The sequence below is a fragment of the Lacibacter sp. genome (genome assembly GCF_035299325.1).
Taxonomy (GTDB): Bacteria; Bacteroidota; Bacteroidia; order Chitinophagales; family Chitinophagaceae; genus Lacibacter.
The window spans coordinates 62,135-83,024 of record NZ_DATGWT010000024.1 but is presented as its reverse complement, the minus strand read 5'-3'; the positions used below and the strand labels follow the sequence as shown (position 1 = coordinate 83,024).

The following is a 20,890-nucleotide window of genomic DNA, read 5'->3' as shown; positions in this document are numbered from 1 at the left end:
CGGGAAAGAAATTCCTTTTGCTAATAAAGGAGAACTCGAAAAGCAACTTCCTTTCCTGAAAAAGAAATTTCTTTATGCGGATGATTTTGCAAAAGCAAAACTTACCGACATATTCAGTAAATCGATGTTGAGTAATTCTGTAACGTATAGTGCCGATTGTTTTGAGAACGCCGTATTAATCAATGACGGACAACTGAATTTTACCATGAAGTCTTTTCCATGGCAGGCACAGTTAACAACCTATCGTACTGCTGTTATATTCGATGCCAATGGGGATAAACTTCCCGATCTGTTATTGGGAGGAAACTTCAGGGAAAATAATATTCAAATGGGTAGATACGATGCTGATTATGGTACAGTGCTTCTCAATAAAGGGGAAGGGGAATTTGAAATCGCAACACTAAAGCCCGTTATTAAAGGGCAGGTACGAAAAATCAAATCGATACAGGTAAACAAACAGCAGGCATTTTTACTTGCCCGAAACAACGATAGCCTGATGCTCATTAAACGATAAAATAACTAAAACAACGAAAGGGTCATGAAACGTGTGGTATTTATAGCGGTATTTATTCTTATCATCTTACTTGTATTTATTTATGTATTTATTCCATCAACAATTACAAACAGCAAAACGGTATCAGTTAAATGCATTGATAAAAATATATTGTTGTTAGTTGGTAATAAGCAAGGTTGGATCAAGTGGTTGCCCAAAGAGTCATTTACATCTGATCTTATTCAATACAAGGATTATCAACTGAAACTCGGTGGAGCGACTTATACATCCGTAACATTTGATGCTTTAAAAGAGGATGATACTATTTTCAATGAAATTGGCTTTGTAAAGGATTCGGTAACCAAAACAAAAATCACATTGATCAGCAGCATTGCAACAGGAATGAATCCCTTTACCCGTTTCAGGAAATGGCAGATGATGAAAAAATATGATACAGTGATTGATGAACTGCTGCTACAGCTCATCAGTTTTGCAGAAGACAGGAAAAATATTTATGGTGTAGATATAACAGATGGACGAATTCCCGATTCATTATTTATTTCAATACGAAAGACATTTAACCATCATCCATCGGAAGCTGAGGTATATGAAATGATTGACCAGTTAGGACTGTATGCAAATACAAAAAATGCAAAGCAGGTAAATCCTCCCATGATGCACATAGAACAGTTGGATACCTCTCATTTTGAAATAATGGTAGCGTTACCTATTGACAAAGTGATCGACAATGCAGGTAATTTTTCGTTTAAGCAAATGGTAAAAGGGAATACATTAATTGCTGAAGTGCATGGAGGCCGGGCAACAATTAATAACGGATTAAAATCATTGGAACAATTCAAATCAGATTATCAATTTACCTCTCCTGCTATTTCATTTGAATTGATGATCACAGACAGAAGAGCAGAACGGGATACCGCAAAATGGGTTACACGTTTGTATTATCCCATCTTTTGATATAGAATTTTCCATCGCAATCGTTTGCAAGTTTTTCAAATGAGAATCGGCTCTCATCCTTTCACTATTAGTATCTATCTTTCTGCCAATAACGAAGGTTGCCATGAAACGATTAACAATACTTGCATTGCTCTTTGCAGCATTTTCTGCAACAGCACAAACCATCAACCCATGGAAAATTTCTGCCGATAAAATTGATGCGAATAATTACTACGGCATCACCGTTGCCAATGGCATGATCGGTGTGGTATCATCACCCGAACCGTTTAAAGTGAAAGAAGTAGTGTTGGCGGGTGCATACGATCTGTATGGTCGGGGCCGTGTAAGTAATTTTTTAAAGAGTTTCAATTTACTCAACAGTTATCTTGAAATTGATGGCAAACGCATCGATGCAAAATCAGCTTCCAATATGAAACAGGAACTGGATATGCAACATGCCAGCTTCACCACCACATTCGATTATGCTGATAAAGCAACAGTAACTTATACTTATTATTCCTTACGTCAGTTACCGTTTACTGTGCTGATGGATATTACAATTATACCGAAAAAGAATATCAACATCACCGGCGCCAGTGTAATGGAAGCACCGGATGCATTGAAAGATGTTCAGAATTACTACAATGAAATTGATCGTCCGCATGTAACCATGAGTTTACTTACATCATCTGCAAAAAGCCCGACAGGTAAATTGCTGATGTGTGCAAGCAATACATTTTTATTTTCTGAACATCACGGAAGCGAACCAAGAGTGATCCATGAAATGTGGGATAACAATATGCATCTCGTAAAATTCAGTAAGCAATTAAAAGCCGGTGAAACCTATCGTTATTCGATTGCTGGTTCATCTATTACTTCTGCACATCATGATGATCCGTTGAATGAAGCAGAGCGCTTAACTATTTATGCAAAGCTCGAAGGAAGAGAACGTTTACTGCAGTTTCATAATAAGGCATGGGATGAGTTGTGGAGCAGTCGCATTACCATTGAAGGCGATGCAGCCGCGGCGCAGGATCAGCAAGACATTAACAGCATGCTTTACCATTTATATTCATTTACAAGAGAAGGTACAGCATTATCACCTTCGCCAATGGGATTAAGTGGCCTGGGTTACAATGGCCATGTGTTTTGGGATACAGAATTGTGGATGTATCCTGCATTACTCGTATTAAAACCGGAGTTGGCAAAAAGCATGATGGAATATCGTTATCAACGATTGGAAGCAGCGAAACGAAATGCATTCAGTAAAGGATTTAAAGGAGCCATGTATCCGTGGGAAAGTGCAGAAACGGGCGTGGAGGAAACACCGGTGTGGGCATTGAGTGGTCCGTTTGAACATCACATTACAGCATGTGTGGCGATTGCAGCATGGAATTATTATTGTGTAACACAGGATAAGCAATGGCTGCGTGAAAAAGGATATCCCATCATTAGTGCAACTGCTGATTTTTGGGCTAGTCGTGTTGAACGGAATGGTGTTGGTAAATATGATATTAAAAATGTAGTAGCTGCCGATGAGTGGGCCGAGAATGTAGATAACAATGCATTTACCAATGCAGCGGCGAAAGCCAACTTACAATTTGCAACAGAAGCAGCGAAGTTATTGGGTATTACTCCCAATGCAGATTGGATGAATGTGGCGAATAATATTCCGGTGTTGAAATTTCCTGATGGAGTAACAAGAGAACATGCAACCTACAATGGAGAAGGAATTAAACAGGCCGATGTAAACTTGTTGGCGTATCCGTTGAAAGAAGTGAAAGATGCAGCATCAATAATGAAAGATTTAGAATATTATGAACAACGTGTACCAAACGAAGGAACACCTGCCATGACGCAAGCAGTGTTTACCACCTTGTATGCAAGGCTCGGCAATCAGGAGAAAGCCTATCATTGGTTTAAAGATGCATTCATCCCCAATCTCAATCCGCCGTTTCGTGTAATTGCAGAGACAAAAGGCGGAACCAATCCTTATTTTGCAACAGGTGCGGGAGGAATTTTACAAAGTGTGCTGATGGGTTTTGGTGGATTAGAAATTACGCCGACAGGTATTACACAAATCAAAACGGTTTTGCCTGCTAATTGGAAGAGTGTAACGATTACGGGTGTTGGTGTGCAGAAGAAGACGTTTGTGAATAAGAGGTAACGGCACTAATGAGCTGAGTTATTGAATGAGCTTAGTTAAATGATGATGTAAACACTTGGGAGTTCCGTCATTTCGACAAAGGAGAAATCGCTACGTCACAGGTTACTTACAAACCCGCCAACAACGCTATAACAAAAAAGCCAACGGCTTTATTTTTGCAGTATGACTAAAGCCTTTCTTTTCGATCTCGACGGTACACTTATCGATACCATGCCCTGGCATTTTAAAACATGGCAGATGGTCGTACAGGAAATGGGTAGTCCACTGGAAGGTGCAGCATTGATGAATGAATTATACGGCAATGGTGCCGAACTCATGAACCGCCTTATTCCAGGCCGAATATTTACCGAAGAAGAAGCCAAAGCAATTGTGGATGCAAAAGAAGAACGTTACCGTCAACTCTACGGCAAACAAATAACTGTGCTGGAAGGCGCAAGGGAATTTTTGGAGGAGGCGTTCAACCTGCAAATACCAATGGGCATCGGCACCGCCAGCAACCAGGCCAATATTGATTTTGCATTGGATCAATTGCAGCTGCATTCCTACTTTAATGCTATTATTGGTGCTGATGATGTACAACTCAGCAAACCACATCCCGAAACCTGGTTGAAATTGGCCGATGCATTGCAAACCCCGCCTGAACAATGTATTGTGTTTGAAGATGCACCCAAAGGCGTAGAAGCTGCTCAAAAAGCAGGCATGAAAGCGGTTGCCATCACAGGTCATTATTCTGCAAACGATTTCGGGGAATATGGTAATGTATTAAAAATTGTTCCTTCGTTAAATGCTTTGCAGGTAAGGGATTTCCTTTATCTTTAGTCAGCCAAAAACGAATTGCTGTTGCGTATCATTGCTTCCATATTTTTCCTAACTATTCTTCTGTTTAACTGGTTTGGTTACCGGGTTGTAATGGATTATGTACAGCAAAAAGCCGATACACATTTCGAACAAAAACTTGATAACAAAGAATATGATGCGGCTGCATTAATTGAAGTGCGTGCACCGGTAAACTTGCCTTATCAAACCGATTGGAAGGAATTTGAACGTGTAAGTGGCGAGATCACGATCAACGGAATGCATTACAAATATGTAGAGCGCAAACTCGAAGGCGGTGAAATGATCTACAAGTGTATTCCCGATGAAGGCAAAGCACGTTTGGTAAATGCACGTGAGAATTTCTTTAAGCTAGTAAACGATCTGCAAACTCAGCAGAAACAAAAATCAGGTAAGCAACCTGCACCATCGTACAAAACATTTTCATTTGACTATTGTGAGCAGTTAAGCCATTGGTCGCTAGACGTATTGGACAAGCTGCGTCAACCATTCAACCATACCTTTTCAGCAACTACTCTGTCTGCGTTTATTCTAAAAGCAGAACAACCTCCGGAAGTAACAGCATAATTGCTCCCCATTCTTTTTATTTAATGAATGTGCAAGCTGCTTATTCCCTCCTTCGAGGGTAGTAGAGCTTTGCATAAATAATATGATCAAAGGGATGGGTTAGCACAACAGTATTCCACATTTGAAGTGTGCGACGCCAATGAAGTTGAAGGCCGCACAAAAGACCACTACAAAAAAACAAGATCGACAGATGAAACAAATTGTATTTGCAGCAATCGTTGCAGTTTTCATGATAGCATGCAAACCCAAAGGTGACTATAAGGCATATACCAATGATCCTTTATTATACAGCAGAACAGTAAAGAAACTCAACAATGTTGTATTGGAAAATAATTTTCCACCAATGATCGCAGCACGTAATTATGTGTATGCAAATATTGCAGCATACGAATGTGTAGCTGCCGGCGATAAGAATTACAGAAGCATGAGTGGTCAAATTAAACATATGCCGCCAATGCCGAAACCTGATACAACACAAGCACCAATCGATTTTTCTTTGGCTGCATTGCTTGCATTTACAAAGGTTGGTAATGCTGTTACATTTCCTGAAGGAAGCATGATGGAGTATTACAATGAACTGAAGGCAAATGCTGATTCAGCAGGTATGCCATCGGATATGCTGGAGAATACAATTGCTTTTTCGGATACGATCGTTGCCAGCATTCTCAAATGGAGCAAAGGCGACAACTACGCTGCAACACGTGGCGCAGAAAAATTCACCGTGCGTGAAGAAAATGGCCGTTGGTTACCTACACCACCTATGTATGCAACTGCGGTGGAACCACATTGGGGCAAAATTCGCCCAATGGTATTAGACAGTTCTTCGCAATTTGAAATTCCACGTCCGCCGGTATTTGATGTTACAAATAAAAACAGCACTTACTACAAGGCGTTGATGGAAGTAAAAAATGTGGGCGATAGTTTAACGGAAGAACAAAAACACATCGCTGATTTTTGGGACGACAATCCGTTTAAGATGAATGTAAGCGGACATGTAATGTTTGCTACTAAGAAATTTTCTCCTCCCGGCCATTGGTTGAATATTGTAGGCATAGCAGCAAAAGCTGCGAATGCAGATTTTAATTCAACCGTTGGTGCATATGCCATTACATCGATCGCATTTTTTGATGCATTCATTCGTGGTTGGGAAGAAAAGTATAAAAGCAATTACGTTCGCCCGGAAACAGCTATTAATAAACATGTAGACCAGGAATGGCGTCCTTATATTCAAACACCTCCTTTTCCTTCGTATGTAAGCGGCCATGCAACCAACTCATCTGCTGCAGCAGAAACAATGACGTCGTGGTTTGGTGATCAGCTTTCGTTTACCGATACTTCTTTACTGGAGTTTGGTATTGCGAACCGTGAGATCAAATCATTCCGTTCAGCAGCAGCGGAAGCAGCTATGTCGAGATTGTATGGCGGCATTCATTATCGGTTTGATAATGACGAAGGATTAAAAGTTGGAAAACAAGTAGGCGAATTGATCGTAAGCCGATTGAAACTGAGAGTTCAATAAAAGTCGATCATTTTTTCATCAACCAAACAACCAAACAATGAAACGTATTATATATGCAGGGTTACTGCTGTTTATCATCTCTGCTTTTGCTGAAGTAAATGCACAAGGTTGTGTTGCTGTGCGCAGCAATGGAGCCATGTGTACCGTAAGTCATGCCGAAGCGGAAGACAATCACAAATGGCAATTAACAACGGGTTACCGTTATTTTCATTCATTCCGTCACTTCGTAGGAACAGAAGAACAAAAGCATCGTGTGGAAGAAGGTACCGATGTACGTAACTGGCAGCATGCACTTGATCTTACACTGGTTCGTAAGCTCAACAATCGCATGTCGCTTGCTGTAAATGTACCTATCATTTCCAATCGTCGTTCATCAATGTATGAGCATTATGGCAACACTAGTACCAATCCAAATGCAAGAAGAGAAACAACAACCTTCGGAATGGGTGATATCCGTATTACTGCTTACCGATGGATGCTCGATCCCGTAAAAAGCAAAAAAGGAAATATACAGGTGGGATTGGGATTAAAACTTCCTACTGGCGATTACCGTTACAACGATTTCTTCTGGAAAAACGATTCAACAAAAGTGTTAGGCCCGGTTGATCAATCGATCCAGTTGGGTGATGGCGGTACAGGTATTTCACTGGAGTTGAATGGTTATTATGTGTTTACAAAAGCCCTGAGTGCCTATGGTAATTTTTATTACCTCAGCAACCCACGTGAACACAACGGGGTGTCAACTGCAAGAGGTGGTACAACTTCTGCTACAAATATTTTATACGGCAGCAGTGTAATGAGTGTACCCGATCAATATATGCTGCGTGGCGGATTGAACCTGATGGTGGGTGCCTTCTCGGCATCAGCTGGTGTTCGGTTAGAAGCAGTTCCTTCGGAAGATCTCATTGGTGGCAGCAGCGGATTCCGCAGACCTGGTCGCATACTTGGTGTAGAGCCCGGTGTTGCCTATCAGTTTAAGAAAGCGAGCTTGTTTGCAACAGTTCCGTATTGGTTCAGCAAAAACCGCACACAGAGTTATGCTGATAAAATGCGTACAAAAGCAACCGGTGTGTTTGCACAAGGCGATGCTGCGTTCGCCGATTATTCTATTAACATTGGCTGTACAGTAAAATTCTAATTTTTAGCACAGCAACAGTTGTTGCAAAATTATCATCACATGAAATTGACTATAAAAATAGTATGGGCAATATTGCTATGTAGTATTACGAGGCAATCGTTTGCCCAAACAGATATTGATGCCATCATGATGGAGAAAAATGCGTTTTGTGTTGGCCCCGGTTATTCCTACAGCAGTTGGAAAAATTATTGGGAAGGCACAAAGAAAAGAGAAAACCTCAATCTTGGAACTGTATCCACACAAATGTTTGCCGTTATGGGTAACTACGGTGTTTCCAATAAACTGAATGTGTTGTTTAATGTACCGTATGTTGTTACAAAAGCAAGTGCCGGAACATTAAGAGGACAAAGCGGCATGCAGGATCTGAGTTTAATGCTGAAGTATCGGGCCATCAACCAAAAGATCAATAACAGCCGCATTGCGTTATTTGGCTTGCTGGGAGGCTCATTGCCAATGAGCAACTATAATGCTGATCTGTTACCGCTTTCTATCGGCCTGCAAAGTAAAACAGCAATGGCCAGATTGATGCTGGATTATTATTACGATAGTAAATGGTTTGCAACAGCATCTGCTACATATATATACAGAAGCAATGTAACCCTTGATCGTGATTCGTATTATACGGATGAGTTTATTCTTTCCAATGAAGTAAAGATGCCGAATGCAACGAGTTATAATATTCGTGCCGGTTACCGTACACAATGGTTGATTGCTGAAGCTGTATTGAACAATTGGACAACAAAAGGTGGTTTTGATATCACACAAAACAATATGCCTTTTGTCAGCAACCGCATGAACGCCACTTCGCTTGGTGCCAATTTCAAATTTGTTTTTCGAAAAAAACCACAGCTTTCTTTAACCGGTGGAGCAAGTCAGGTAGTGGCTGGACGAAACATGGGGCAAAGCTTCAATGTAAACGGAGCGGTGTTTTATGTATTCGATCTAAACAAAAAAGAGAAAGCGACGAAGTAAAACGCAAATTGATCTAACACAAAACACGAAACGATGTACATCAATATAAAACAAATAACTGCTGCGCTGCTGCTGTGTATTACAGTTTCATCGTGCAGTAAAGAAATTACAGAACGCACAAAAAATGCGCCCTCATTAAATCCTGCAAACATTGATCTCAATGCAGGTACATGGAAGCCTGTTCTGCTGGCAGCACCGGATGAGTTTGCTGTAACAGCACCCGGTGCAGCAAGTGGCCCGGGCTATACAGCAGAACTGAACGAAATTAAAAGCTATCAACAATCAATGACGGCTGCACAAAGGGAGCGCATGAATTACTGGAGTGCAGGTGCCGTATTCCGTTGGAATGAAATTATGCGTGGCCTGGTGGCGAAATATAATTTACCACCTTATCAAAATCCTGATGGCACGTATCCTGTTCCTGATGCAAACAATCCATTTAATAATCCGCAATTTCCATTTGCCAATCCACCGTATGCATCACGTGCCTATGCTTATGTTAGTGCTGCGCAATATGATGCGTTGGTAGCAGCATGGCATTATAAAAAATTATACAATCGTGCTGCACCATATAAGATCAACAACACTATTACAACCTTGTTGCCGCAAACTGATCTTCCATCGTACCCAAGTGAAGATGCAGTAGTGGTTGGTGTAATGGTTGAAATGCTGAAATTATTTTTCCCCGGTGAGCAAGCCTCTATTCAACAATTAGCAACTGAACATAAGAATGCAAGAATTATGGCCGGTATGAATGTGCGGAGTGATATTGAAGCAGGTGAAGCATTGGGAAGATTGGTTGCTCAAAAATTTGTTACACGTGCAAGAGGCGACAGAGCCGGTGCTGCTGTTGGCACACCGGCTATCTGGCAACAGATGGAAACACAAACTGCTGCAGCGGGTGAAATTCCATGGATCAGCATGGAATCACCAAAGCGACCGGCAATGTTACCATTGTTCGGTCGTGTGCGTACCTGGTTGTTCGATTCAGCTACAATGGTAACGGCTGTACGTCCCGGTCCGCCACCTTCAACAAAATCAGAAAAATTCAAACAGGAAGTAGCAGAAGTATTGCACTATAGCAAAAATGCAACACGAGAAGAATTGGCTAAAGTGCATTATTGGGCCGATGGTTTGGCAACGCATACACCTCCCGGTCATTGGAATGCAATTGCTGCTGATGATTTTATTAAGCAGCGTTTTAGCGAAGTGCGTTGGGCACGTAACATGGCATTATTAAACATGAGTATGATGGATGCAGCCGTGGCTTGCTGGGATGCAAAGTTTTTTTATTTCAATCCACGTCCGTCACAAGTAAATCCTGAAATAAAAACATGGACTGGCTTACCGAACTTTCCAAGTTATACAAGCGGACATTCTACATTCAGTGGGGCAGCTGCAACAATTTTAGGAAGAATTATTCCTGAGCGTAAAACGGCTTATGAGGCAATGGCAAGAGAAGCATCGCTTTCAAGATTATATGGTGCTATCCATTACAGAAGTGATTGTGAAGAAGGGTTGAAATGTGGTAATGTAATTGGTGGCTATGCTGTTGCCAGGGCAAATATTGATGGAGCGAATTAATTTTTTATCAGTAGTATAAATTGTCTCGCCCCTGTTTCTACAGGGGCGATTTCATTGAAACAGTTCACTTTTTTTATTGCTGTGGGAAAAGCTATCTTTAGGCCAACTATTGATGAGGCTACAACTATGCAACAAAGTACTTTAAAGAAGTTATCCGAGGCCCTTGGTATCAGTATCTCAACTGTATCACGTGCATTAAAAGATCATCCGGATATTTCTGCTGCTACTAAACTTAAAGTAAAGGAGCTGGCAGCAGCAATGGAGTACGAGCCTAACAGTTATGCTGTGCAATTGCGCACAAGGCAAAGTAATGTATTAGGATTGCTTGTACCATCGATCGATAATTTTTTTTATGATTCATTTATTGCTGCTGTTGAAGATGAAGCACGTAAGTTTGGTTATTCGGTAATGATCATGCAGTCGAGAGATAATGTTGATATTGAAACAGCTAATCTCAACATCTTCCGCAAGAATATGGCGATGGGTGTTTTTGCAACAGTATCAATTGCCACAGATGATATGGCACCTTTTCATAAACTGGAAGACCTGAAAATACCTGTCATCTTTTTTGATCGTGTGCCGGAAGAAAAGGGATTTTATACGGTTTGTTTATCTGATGCCGATGCTGCCAGGCTTGCTGCTGAAGCCATCATTGAAAAGAAGAAACAAAATGTGTTGGCATTGTTTGGCCATCCACATCTCAGCATTTCAAAAGTGCGGAGTAAAACATTTGTTGATACATTCAAAGAGCAATTGCCTTCTGCCGCCATAACACTTCATTTTCCTGAGCAACCTGAACCTTCAAAAGAAATTGCATTAAAAGCATTGCAATCTGCAAACCCACCTGATGTTATTTTCTGTATGGGCGATCTTATTTTAATTGGTGTGATGCGTGCAATTCATGAACTGAATTTAAAAGTACCGGAAGATGTTGCTGTCATCAGTATCAGCAATGGCTTTATTCCCACCATGTATAACCCCATCATTACTTATGTTGAAACAAGTGGTTATAAGCTCGGAAAACTCTCTTTTTCTCAAATGCTGGGTCGTTTAAAAGGGGAAGAAGTTTCCGAAAACGTTTGCGTTGAATCAATACTTGTAAAAGGTGGTTCTTTATAGTGAAAATGCTTTGGTAAGTGATGGGTAACGGGTATATTTAATTACACGTTTCATTTACTTGCCATGACCAACCTCCGCATTAAGATCTCACTCTTCCTTAATTATTTTGTTTTTGCAATTCTGCTTAACAGTGTAGGCACTGTTATATTGCAAGTGCAGGCAAACTTTGATGTTTCAAAAGGTTCGGCCAGTGTGCTTGAAGCTTTTAAAGATCTTAGTATTGCTATCACTTCTTTTTTAATTGCTTCTTATGTAAACAAGATCGGGTATAAAAAAACAATGCTCATTTCACTGGGATTGATCGCCGTGATGTGTTTGATCATTCCATCGGTGAGTAGTTTTTTTATGACGAAGATGTTATTTGCTGCGGCAGGTGTGGGATTTGCATTGATCAAGGTTAGTGTGTTCGCAACTATTGGATTGGTCACTAAATCAAAGAATGAACACCTCAGCTTCATGAACTTCCTCGAATCATTTTTTATGGTTGGAGTGTTGACCGGTTATTTCCTGTTTGCATCAATGGTTGATAATAATGATCCGAAATCAACAACCTGGTTCAATACCTATTATATTTTGGGTGGACTGGCCGTTGTTGCATTTCTATTGTTATTCACTACAAAGCTTGATGAATCAAGTATTAAAGAAGCAGAGCAATCAAAGTCAGCAGCTGATGATTTTGTAGAAATGCTGAAACTTATTTTATTACCGCTTGTACTTGTGTTTATATTCAGTGCATTCTTTTATGTGTTGATCGAACAAAGTATTATGAGCTGGTTGCCTACGTTCAATAAGGATGTGTTGCAACTTTCCACAAGCCTGAGTATACAAATGGCGAGTATTCTATCAGCATCAATTGCATTGGGTCGTTTTCTTGCAGGGTTGATATTAAGAAAAGCAGATTGGTTGATCGTATTAGTTGTTTGTCTGCTTGCTGCCGGTACATTGGTCTTACTTGCTGTTCCGTTAACAAAGAATATTACAGGAATAACCGTTAATAGCTTGGCAGATGTTCCGTTGGTAGCATTTATCTTTCCGTTGATCGGATTATTTCTTGCACCAATTTATCCGGCCATCAACTCTGTTATATTAAGCAACCTTCCTGCACATCGTCATGGCTCAATGAGTGGATTAATTGTGGTATTCTCTGCATTAGGGGGCTCAACAGGTTCCATCATTACAGGAAATATTTTTGAAGCATATGGCGGACAAACTGCTTTCTATTTTTCATTAGTACCCATTTGTATTTTGATCGTGTTATTATACGTGTTCAAACGACTGCAGCCAAAAACAGGTGCTGTAGTTGATATTAAAATGAAAGGAGGACATTGACGGTGAAACAGAAAGAAATTTTTGAATTGAGTCCTTTGTTTGAGGATGTGCAAATGCAACAGGTATTTGAAGATGGAAAAACATTTGTTGATTGCATTCCAAAACAATCCGTCGAACTTATTCTTGCTGAATACCAGCAGGGTAAATCACAGCCGGGATTCGATCTGCGTTCATTTGTAACAACACATTTTGAGTTGCCGCATGTTTTTGCAAGCGATTATCATACTGATGCGCTGCAGGATGTAAAAGAACATATTCATTCACTTTGGAAGGTACTCACACGTAAACCCGATGCGGAACAAAAAGGTTCATTGATACCATTACCCAATCCATACATTGTTCCCGGCGGCCGTTTTGGTGAGGTGTATTACTGGGACAGTTATTTCACAATGCTTGGTTTAAAAGAATCGGGTATGTATGAAATGATCGGGAACATGGTGAACAATTTCACGCATCTTATTCATACAATCGGGTTTATTCCAAATGGAAACCGCACTTATTATCTAGGACGATCACAACCTCCTTTTTATGCATTGATGGTGGAGTTAATGATGGAAATTAAAGGTGAAGCAGTTCTTGCCAACTATCTTCCTGCGTTAGAAAAAGAATACCAATTCTGGATGATGGGTGCTGATTCAATTTCTGCTGAGCATCGTTTCGAAAAACATCTTGTGTTGATGGAAGAAGGTGAATTGCTGAATCGCTATTGTGATGCATATCATACTGCAAGACCGGAATCGTATCGTGAAGATGTGGAACTGATGCATGCAGCCAAACAGCCAACAGAAGCATTGTATGCACATTTACGTGCCGGTGCAGAATCGGGATGGGATTATAGTTGCCGATGGTTTAAATCAGAAGATGATTTTGCGACGATACATACCATAGAGATCGTACCTGTTGATCTTAACTGTTTACTGTTTCATTTAGAAGAAACTATTGCCAAGGCTTACAAGTTAAAAGACGATGATAAAACTGCTCAGAAATATCTTGACTTAGCAGCACAAAGAAAACAGGCCATACATCATTACTGCTGGAATGAATCGCAACAGTTCTTTACTGATTATGATAGTGTGAGCCATTCTAAAAAGCAGATCAAAACATTGGCAGGAGTTGCGCCTTTGTTTTTTAAAATGGCTACACAGGAACATGCAGATGCAGTGGCTGCTACACTCGAAAGCGAATTTTTAAAAGATGGCGGATTAACAACAACATTGAAAACAACAGGTCAGCAATGGGATGCACCAAATGGCTGGGCTCCTTTGCAATGGATGAGTGTGATTGGTTTGGAAAATTATGGTCATACTGAACTTGCCGCCGCAGTTGCGAAACGATGGATACAACTTAACACCGATGTCTATCAACGCACCGGTAAATTGATGGAGAAATACAATGTTGTTGATACACATTTAGAAGCCGGTGGTGGTGAGTATGCAGGTCAGGATGGTTTTGGTTGGACGAATGGAGTTTTGTTGGCTTTAATGAAGAAGTATGAATAGCCTCAGGTTAAATAAATCACTTACACTTTCTGTTGAATCATACAATGGTAAACTTTGCTTCGTGATAATTGAATCGGGTCATGAATGGGTATGCAGGATTGAACGAAAGAAAGCAATTGCTGCATTTCTTCAAACAGAAAGCAGCAGTATTTTTAAAGGACGTTTACAATTGCACAAGTACAGGAATGGAATTGCAGTGGAAGTAAAAGGTGAAGTAGTTGGCAACGTACCACTTTCGTCGTTTCAAAAACTGGTTAGCTGATATCTAACCTTCCAGCAAAGCAAATCCATAAGGAGGCAACACCAAAAATTCATGATCCTGTCCCACTTCGTACGTTTTTCCACTCCAATGATCAACTAAAGTTGTTGGTGGATTCCCTTTTTCTTTAAATGCATACCAGGTTAAATAGGCTACTGCATTGCTGAAGTTAAATACACAGAACAAGCGTTGCTCATCTGTATGCCGGATGTAACCTGCTACATGAACATTGTGCGGTGTAAGCCAAATGAGATTGCTTCGATCAGCTACAACAGGCAACTGCCCTCTTATTGCTAACAACTTTTTTGTAGCGCTGAACACAGTTTCTTCAACAGTTCCTTTTTGTTCGGCTTTTTTATTCTTAGTCCAGTCAATGACCGGCCGATGCATCCAACGGTTATCATAACTTTTCCCTGCATCCTGCAAATAAGAATAATCATTGGTATAACCCACTTCATCACCATAGAATATCATCGGTACACCACCAAGAAAGAAACTATGTGCCTGCATCATGACTATTTTCTGAATGGAAAGATCGATTGCTGCTTGATTTTTTTCATTGATTGCTTTTTCTAATCCACATAACGAAGCCAGTGATCCGCTGATGCGTGCATCACCCGTTTTGGGATTACTCGAAAACAAGGCACCAACTGCAGGCGAACTTTGGTGTACACCGGAATAATATTCTTTCAGATACTTTCGGTGCGCATATGAATTATAACCTGCCTGCTCGATCATACTATCATCATAACCCAAACCAATATCATCATGACAGCGGGTATAAGTGATCCACGAAGTGCCATAAGGTTTTTGGAGAAGTTCATGTTGTGCCGCCAGCATTACTTTGGTATCACCCGTTGCCAGCATATCCCACTGTAACGCCATATGCGTAGCATTGTACGCAAAATCACATTCACGTGCTGTGTAGTTATCCGTACCAAAATATTTCATGATCTCCTTTGGTGCAACGATGGCTTCGCCCAACAATGCCATACCCGGCGATGCTACCTGTACACATTGCTTAATTAAACGTAACAATGTATGTGCCTGTGGCAAATTCTGACAAGTAGTACCGAGTTGTTTCCAGATAAACGCCGGTGCGTCAATCCGTAAAATATCTACACCAAGATTTGCATAGAAGAAAATGGTATCAAGCATTTCAATAAATACCAACGGGTTGGTGTAATTCAAATCCCATTGATAGTTATGGAACACCGTCATCACCCATTTATTACATTCTTCTATGTATGTAAAACTGCCAGGCGAACTTTCAGGAAAGATCTCCGGCATTGTTTTATCATATTGATCTGGCAAACTTCTGTCGTGATAGAAATAAAAATAATCCTGGTATTTCTTTTCCCCTGCTTTTGCTTTTAGTGCCCATTCATGTTTGTGTGATGTATGATTGAGGACGATATCGATCATCAGGTACATATTGCGTTTCCGCATTTCATCCTGTAAATGCAACAGGTCTTCAAGAGAACCAAAACGATCATCTACTTTCCTGAAATTTGAAACAGCATAACCACCATCACTTTCATTCACCGGACTTTCAAATACCGGCATGAGGTGCAGAAAGTTAACACCTAGATTTTCGAAGTAATCAAGTTTTGTTTCGAGTGTTTTGATGTTACCGCAAAAACGATCAACATACAAACTCATCCCATTGATCTTGTTGCTGAGAAACCAATATTCCTGTTCCAGCTTTTGAATATCACGTTGCTTTAAAACTGCAGGGCGTTGTTTGTAAGCTTGGATGATGGTTGTGATCAACTCATCAAACAATGTTTCTGCAGCAGGATAATGCTCATACAGTTGCAGATACAATTCAAAGATGGCGGACGTGTCTGCAAGAAACCTTGTATAAAACTGGTTATCTTTTCCTCCCACATCTATCTGATGTTCTTTGAGCAGCGCATTGATATGTTCATGAACTCCGAACGTGTACATAACCTTAGTTGAAAATGTCGTTACTTAAATGTTTAAAGGCTTCCATAGCGCCGAGATATTCACAGGTGCGTGCACCTGCTTTGTTTGCATTGGTGATGATGATTTTCCAATCATCTGCTGCAAGCGTTTTAATCTGCTGTAAACTGTAGTTCCGCAATTGATACAACACGGCACCCGTAAATGCATCACCTGCTCCGGTTGTATCAACAGGTTGAACAGGAATACTTGGAATAATAACTGTGCGATTATTCAAGCCAAGCATGGTGCCATCTTTCCCAAGTGTAATGGCAAATACAGCAGTTGTGTTTTTGAGAAAGTACGCAGCAGCTTCCTGCACTGTTGATTTTTGCGATAACATGATTGCTTCTTCATCACTCACTTTAAAAAAATGACAATGCCGCAAGAAATGCCACGATTGAAGAATGAATGATTCAGTATTATCTCTGAATAATAAATGTCGATAGTTGGGATCAAAACTTACAAAGCAATCTTGTTTCAGTGAACGGGATAGCAAGTTGAGATAAGCCATATGCAATGGCCCGGGCAGAAAACCAGTTGCCGAACCAAAATGCACAATAGAATAATCAGCAAGATCGATCTTCTCAACATCCTCTTCACTAAGTTGTCCATCGGCACCACGGTTGAAATAGAAATCACGCTCACCATTTTCCATGAGTGATACAAAAGCAAACGTGGTAAAACTATTTTTATCCTGTAACATGTGGTTGGTGTTAACAGCAAACTCTTTCATCACCTGTACCAGGTGATCACCAAAAGGATCGGCACCAACTTTTGCTGAAAGATCAACCTCGCCGCCTAATGCAGCAATGGCCGCAGCAACATTTGTGGGCGCACCACCGGGTTTTTTCAGAAAATGTTCACCCTGTGATAAAGAAGAACCTTTATCAGTACAGATCATATCAATTAACGCTTCACCTATGCACAGAATTTTCATGTCTTTTACAATTTAAATATAACCGCTTCATAAGGCCGCAGTTTATCAGCAACCGGAGCTGTTGTATAATTATTGATCAATACTTCAGCTTTACTTACATCAGCTCCGGCTTTTACACTTACATCTTTATTCCTGAAATTGAGTAATACTAAAAATTTCTTTCCTTTCAATTCCCTTGTAAAAGCAAATACATCAGGATTATCAGCATCAACCAATGTGAACGCTCCGTAAATAAGTGTTTCATTATCTTTCCGAAGCTTGATCATCTTACGGAAATAATTCAGACAACTGTTTGCATCTTTTTCTGCGGCAGCAACATTCACTGTATTGTAGTTGGGATTTATTTTCAGCCACGGCGTACCTGTTGTAAAACCAGCTCCCGTTGTTGTATCCCATTGCATGGGTGTGCGACCGTTATCACGGGAAGAAATTTTCATGCCTTCAAGAAAACGTTTCATGTCGCCGCCGTTTGCTTTTACCTGCGCATAGTTTGTGTGCAGTTCCACATCATTGTAATCTTCCAGTTTATCGAACTTGATATTACTCATACCAATTTCATCACCAAAATAATAATAGGGTGTTGCACGCATACTCAAAATAAACGTAGTTAACATTTTTGATGATAATTCTCTGAACTCCGGTGCATCATTTCCCCAACGTGTAACCATGCGTGGCTGATCGTGATTGCCGAGATACATGGTGCCCCATCCTTTTTCTATGAATGCGCTATCCCATTTTTTATAAATGTCTTTCCACTTCACAAGATCCCATCCATTAGGATCGGGCATTTTATATTCATTCGGTAAATAGCCAAAATCAATGGCTTCAAAATTATAAGCCATGTTCAGTTCGTTGCGGTCTTCATCAACAAACAGTTTTACACGTGGCACATCGCCCATTGCTTCTGCAACGGTGACGAGTTTATAAGGGGTTAATACCTCTTTATTCATTTCCTGTATGTACTCATGCAAATGCGGACCACTTGCATAATACAAAGTCCAGTTACCATTGTACTCAGCAGGCAGTGCAGGCCAGGTAGTATCTTTTGAAATGAACGCAAATGCATCCATACGAAAACCATCCACTCCTTTCTTACCCCAGAATTTCATCATGGTATAGATCTCTTTACGCAACTCAGGATTTTCCCAATTAAGATCCGGTTGAAAATCACCGAAGTAATGCAGGTAATAAGAGTTGGTAGGTTTGTTGTATTCCCAGCCATAACCTTTTTCATCGAAGATGCTGAAACGGTAAGGTGGTTCACCTTTTTCCGCAGGCCACCAATGAAAATAATTATAGTAAGGGCTGTTGCGTGATTTACTGGCTTCTTTAAACCACTTGTGTTCATTACTGCAATGGTTGAGTACAAGGTCCATCATGACTTTTATACCCCGATCATGAAAACCTTTCAGCAACACATCAAAATCATCCATTGTGCCAAATTGTTTCATGATGTTTTGATAGTCACTGATATCATAACCATTGTCTTTATTGGGTGATTCGTAAACAGGATTTAACCATACTGCATCAATACCGAGTGATTTAATATAATCGAGTTTGGAGATAATGCCTTTCAGATCACCGATGCCATCACCGTCACTGTCTTTAAAACTGCGTGGATAAATTTGATACACAACAGCTTCTTTCCACCATGTACGTTTGGTGCTAAGATCAGTTGTTTGTTCTTCTTTTGTTTCCGCATTATTGCATGACAAATAGAGCAAACAACTCAAAACAATATAGAAACTGAATTTCTTCATACTCTTTATTTTAATATTCGCTAATGACCTCCACCGCCCATCAACACCACATCTTCTCCAGGCTTATCTGATTTAATGAATAACGTAAGTAACGCAGCTATCACCAGGAATACGCCTGCAAATGCAATCGCATTCCCCGGATCATTATTCAAAAAATTCTTGAGAATAAATCCGAATGTAGTTGTTTGAATAAACATGGGTATTACGATCATCATATTAATAACACCCATGTAAACACCATAACGTTCCTTTGGAATTTTACTCACCACGATGAGATAAGGAATACCCATCATACTTGCCCAACCAATTCCAAAACCGGTGATAGCAGGAAACAGCAGGTATTTATTTTCAATAAAGGGGAAGAACAATAAACCAACACCTGCCAGTATCAAACAACCAAAATGCACCAGCTTAGGTGAATATTTTTTTGCGAAGTACACCAAACCGAATGCGCATAAGAACGTAACAATATTATACCAGCCATTTACGAGACCCGTCCAGCCAACGGCTTTTTCATATAATTCCGGGTTTTGTTCAGGTGTAGTATTCCAGACTGATAAAGCAATACTCTTTGATGAGTTTTGCCAATAACAAAACAAAGCATACCACTGGAACAAATACACCAGCGCCAGTTGCCACATAACTTTGGGCATTTGAGTAATGGCATCTACTATTTCAATATTCTGTGCAAAGAGAATTTTCAATGAGGGATGTTTTTCTGCGTAGTTTAATACACGACGCAACAATCCTTTTACAAACAAAGAAGGAATGAGTAGGATGGCGATGATGATGTAGGCAACTACAGTTGTAATGATCGAAAGAAAAAATTGTATGGCCGGATGCGGCATTCCTTTGTTCTTTTCATTGAGAGCATTCAATTCATCTTTACTTGGCGGAATTTCCGGTGTGGTACGTATGCTCCACCATATAGAACCGATTGAACAAATTGCACCAAGAAAAAAAGAAGCGAACACCCATGTAGGAAGTTTACCCGTTTTACCAATAAAGATCAATGGAAAAATAAAGAGGGAAACATTCGCCAGTGTTTGACCAAAACCGGTAAAGAAACTCTGTGCCTGGAAACCGGTGGGTTGTTGTGATGCATCTAACTTATCAGCAATGAATGCACGGTAGGGTTCCATGGCCGTATTATTTCCTGCATCCAGTATCCATAATAATCCTGCTGCCATCCATAATGCACTGCTGAAAGGAAATAAAAATAATGCAACACTGCAGATCATGGCACCAATAAAAAAGTAGGGTGTGCGTCTGCCAAAACGTGGATGCCATGTTTTATCACTCAAGGCACCAATAATTGGTTGAATGATTAAACCGGTGAGTGGCCCGGCTAAATTGAGCCAGGGAATTTCGTCGGGTTTTGCACCTAAGAAATCATAAATAGGATTAACAGCACTTTGCTGCAAACCAAAACTGTACTGAATGCCGAAGAAGCCAACATTCATATTAATGATCTGCCAAAAACTTAAATGGGGTTTGGAAATAGACATGTGCAGTTACTTGGGTTGAGGCAATAGTTGGTTTAAATCTTACACACAACTGCACGTGGCAGCAATCATTATGAAGATAAACCAAGTTTTTTATGCCTCTGTACTGCAAACGGTTGATGTTGGAAATTAGTAAGTGTTCAGGCATGGCAACCTACAGCATGTTAATGCAGTAGAAGATAAAGAACGGATATACCTAGGATAAGGATGACTGATTCTGCAATAACCTGATGCTTTATGTTGGATTTGAAAAAGCTTCGCAATAAGAAGAAAAGCAGGATGCTTA

The 20,890-nt window shown here is 40.3% G+C and carries 16 protein-coding genes and 1 pseudogene; 13 read left to right on the top strand and 4 right to left on the bottom strand.

What is annotated here, in order from left to right; translation table 11 throughout:
* The 13 genes and pseudogenes from VK159_RS14030 to VK159_RS13970 all read left to right on the top strand — a co-directional run.
* Positions 1–514 (top strand): annotated as a pseudogene (locus VK159_RS14030) (hypothetical protein); the annotation flags it as partial.
* A gap of 24 nt (positions 515–538) precedes the next feature.
* Complete coding sequence (locus VK159_RS14025; protein WP_324230780.1) at positions 539–1,468, top strand: hypothetical protein; 930 nt, start codon at positions 539–541, stop codon at positions 1,466–1,468.
* Positions 1,469–1,571: 103 nt separating this feature from the next.
* Positions 1,572–3,614: a glycoside hydrolase family 65 protein gene (locus VK159_RS14020; protein WP_324230779.1), complete on the top strand. Its 2,043-nt coding sequence runs from the start codon at positions 1,572–1,574 to the stop codon at positions 3,612–3,614.
* A gap of 162 nt (positions 3,615–3,776) precedes the next feature.
* Positions 3,777–4,433 (top strand): beta-phosphoglucomutase family hydrolase, encoded by a 657-nt coding sequence (locus VK159_RS14015; protein WP_324230778.1) that lies wholly within the window; start codon positions 3,777–3,779, stop codon positions 4,431–4,433.
* Between the two features lie 21 nt (positions 4,434–4,454).
* A complete protein-coding gene (locus VK159_RS14010; RefSeq protein WP_324230777.1) occupies positions 4,455–5,015 on the top strand; it encodes a hypothetical protein in 561 nt (186 codons plus the stop codon).
* 190 nt (positions 5,016–5,205) lie between these two features.
* The gene (locus VK159_RS14005; RefSeq protein WP_324230776.1) at positions 5,206–6,534 is read left to right on the top strand and encodes a vanadium-dependent haloperoxidase; all 1,329 of its coding nucleotides are present in this window, start codon (positions 5,206–5,208) and stop codon (positions 6,532–6,534) included.
* A 37-nt stretch (positions 6,535–6,571) separates the two neighbouring features.
* On the top strand, positions 6,572–7,672 hold the full coding sequence (locus tag VK159_RS14000) for a hypothetical protein (RefSeq protein WP_324230775.1): 1,101 nt from the start codon (positions 6,572–6,574) through the stop codon (positions 7,670–7,672).
* 39 nt (positions 7,673–7,711) lie between these two features.
* The gene (locus VK159_RS13995) at positions 7,712–8,644 is read left to right on the top strand and encodes a transporter (RefSeq protein WP_324230774.1); all 933 of its coding nucleotides are present in this window, start codon (positions 7,712–7,714) and stop codon (positions 8,642–8,644) included.
* Positions 8,645–8,677: 33 nt separating this feature from the next.
* A complete protein-coding gene (locus VK159_RS13990; RefSeq protein WP_324230773.1) occupies positions 8,678–10,228 on the top strand; it encodes a phosphatase PAP2 family protein in 1,551 nt (516 codons plus the stop codon).
* A gap of 126 nt (positions 10,229–10,354) precedes the next feature.
* Positions 10,355–11,347: a LacI family DNA-binding transcriptional regulator gene (locus VK159_RS13985; protein WP_324230772.1), complete on the top strand. Its 993-nt coding sequence runs from the start codon at positions 10,355–10,357 to the stop codon at positions 11,345–11,347.
* 63 nt (positions 11,348–11,410) lie between these two features.
* Positions 11,411–12,676, top strand: a complete 1,266-nt coding sequence (locus tag VK159_RS13980; RefSeq protein WP_324230771.1) for an MFS transporter — start codon at positions 11,411–11,413, stop codon at positions 12,674–12,676.
* A 2-nt stretch (positions 12,677–12,678) separates the two neighbouring features.
* On the top strand, positions 12,679–14,175 hold the full coding sequence (gene treF / locus VK159_RS13975; protein WP_324230770.1) for an alpha,alpha-trehalase TreF: 1,497 nt from the start codon (positions 12,679–12,681) through the stop codon (positions 14,173–14,175).
* Entirely contained in the window at positions 14,168–14,437 is a 270-nt protein-coding gene (locus tag VK159_RS13970) for a hypothetical protein (RefSeq protein ID WP_324230769.1), read from the top strand. Before treF ends, VK159_RS13970 begins: the two co-directional genes overlap by 8 nt.
* 3 nt (positions 14,438–14,440) lie before the next feature.
* Here VK159_RS13970 and VK159_RS13965 read toward each other — a convergent pair whose 3' ends face one another.
* The 4 genes from VK159_RS13965 to VK159_RS13950 are packed head-to-tail and all read right to left on the bottom strand — an operon-like array spanning position 14,441 to position 20,607.
* Positions 14,441–16,384, bottom strand: coding sequence for an alpha-amylase family glycosyl hydrolase (locus VK159_RS13965; RefSeq protein WP_324230768.1), 1,944 nt, complete (start codon positions 16,382–16,384; stop codon positions 14,441–14,443).
* A gap of 4 nt (positions 16,385–16,388) precedes the next feature.
* Positions 16,389–17,339: a carbohydrate kinase gene (locus VK159_RS13960; protein ID WP_324230767.1), complete on the bottom strand. Its 951-nt coding sequence runs from the start codon at positions 17,337–17,339 to the stop codon at positions 16,389–16,391.
* Between the two features lie 5 nt (positions 17,340–17,344).
* Complete coding sequence (locus VK159_RS13955; protein ID WP_324230766.1) at positions 17,345–19,099, bottom strand: alpha-glucosidase; 1,755 nt, start codon at positions 19,097–19,099, stop codon at positions 17,345–17,347.
* A 20-nt stretch (positions 19,100–19,119) separates the two neighbouring features.
* Positions 19,120–20,607: an MFS transporter gene (locus VK159_RS13950; RefSeq protein WP_324230765.1), complete on the bottom strand. Its 1,488-nt coding sequence runs from the start codon at positions 20,605–20,607 to the stop codon at positions 19,120–19,122.
* Between the last annotated feature and the right edge of the window lie 283 nt (positions 20,608–20,890).

Bases quoted from the DNA above. Each gene is read 5' to 3' on its own strand.
- VK159_RS14015 (WP_324230778.1), top strand. From the start codon at position 3,777: ATGACTAAAGCCTTTCTTTTCGATCTCGACGGTACACTTATCGATACC.
- VK159_RS14020 (WP_324230779.1), top strand. From the start codon at position 1,572: ATGAAACGATTAACAATACTTGCATTGCTCTTTGCAGCATTTTCTGCA.
- VK159_RS13980 (WP_324230771.1), top strand. From the start codon at position 11,411: ATGACCAACCTCCGCATTAAGATCTCACTCTTCCTTAATTATTTTGTT.
- VK159_RS13970 (WP_324230769.1), top strand. From the start codon at position 14,168: ATGAATAGCCTCAGGTTAAATAAATCACTTACACTTTCTGTTGAATCA.
- VK159_RS13965 (WP_324230768.1), bottom strand. From the start codon at position 16,384: ATGTACACGTTCGGAGTTCATGAACATATCAATGCGCTGCTCAAAGAA.
- VK159_RS13960 (WP_324230767.1), bottom strand. From the start codon at position 17,339: ATGAAAATTCTGTGCATAGGTGAAGCGTTAATTGATATGATCTGTACT.
- VK159_RS13950 (WP_324230765.1), bottom strand. From the start codon at position 20,607: ATGTCTATTTCCAAACCCCATTTAAGTTTTTGGCAGATCATTAATATG.
- VK159_RS13995 (WP_324230774.1), top strand. From the start codon at position 7,712: ATGAAATTGACTATAAAAATAGTATGGGCAATATTGCTATGTAGTATT.
- VK159_RS13990 (WP_324230773.1), top strand. From the start codon at position 8,678: ATGTACATCAATATAAAACAAATAACTGCTGCGCTGCTGCTGTGTATT.
- VK159_RS14025 (WP_324230780.1), top strand. From the start codon at position 539: ATGAAACGTGTGGTATTTATAGCGGTATTTATTCTTATCATCTTACTT.
- VK159_RS14005 (WP_324230776.1), top strand. From the start codon at position 5,206: ATGAAACAAATTGTATTTGCAGCAATCGTTGCAGTTTTCATGATAGCA.
- VK159_RS14000 (WP_324230775.1), top strand. From the start codon at position 6,572: ATGAAACGTATTATATATGCAGGGTTACTGCTGTTTATCATCTCTGCT.
- VK159_RS13985 (WP_324230772.1), top strand. From the start codon at position 10,355: ATGCAACAAAGTACTTTAAAGAAGTTATCCGAGGCCCTTGGTATCAGT.
- VK159_RS13955 (WP_324230766.1), bottom strand. From the start codon at position 19,099: ATGAAGAAATTCAGTTTCTATATTGTTTTGAGTTGTTTGCTCTATTTG.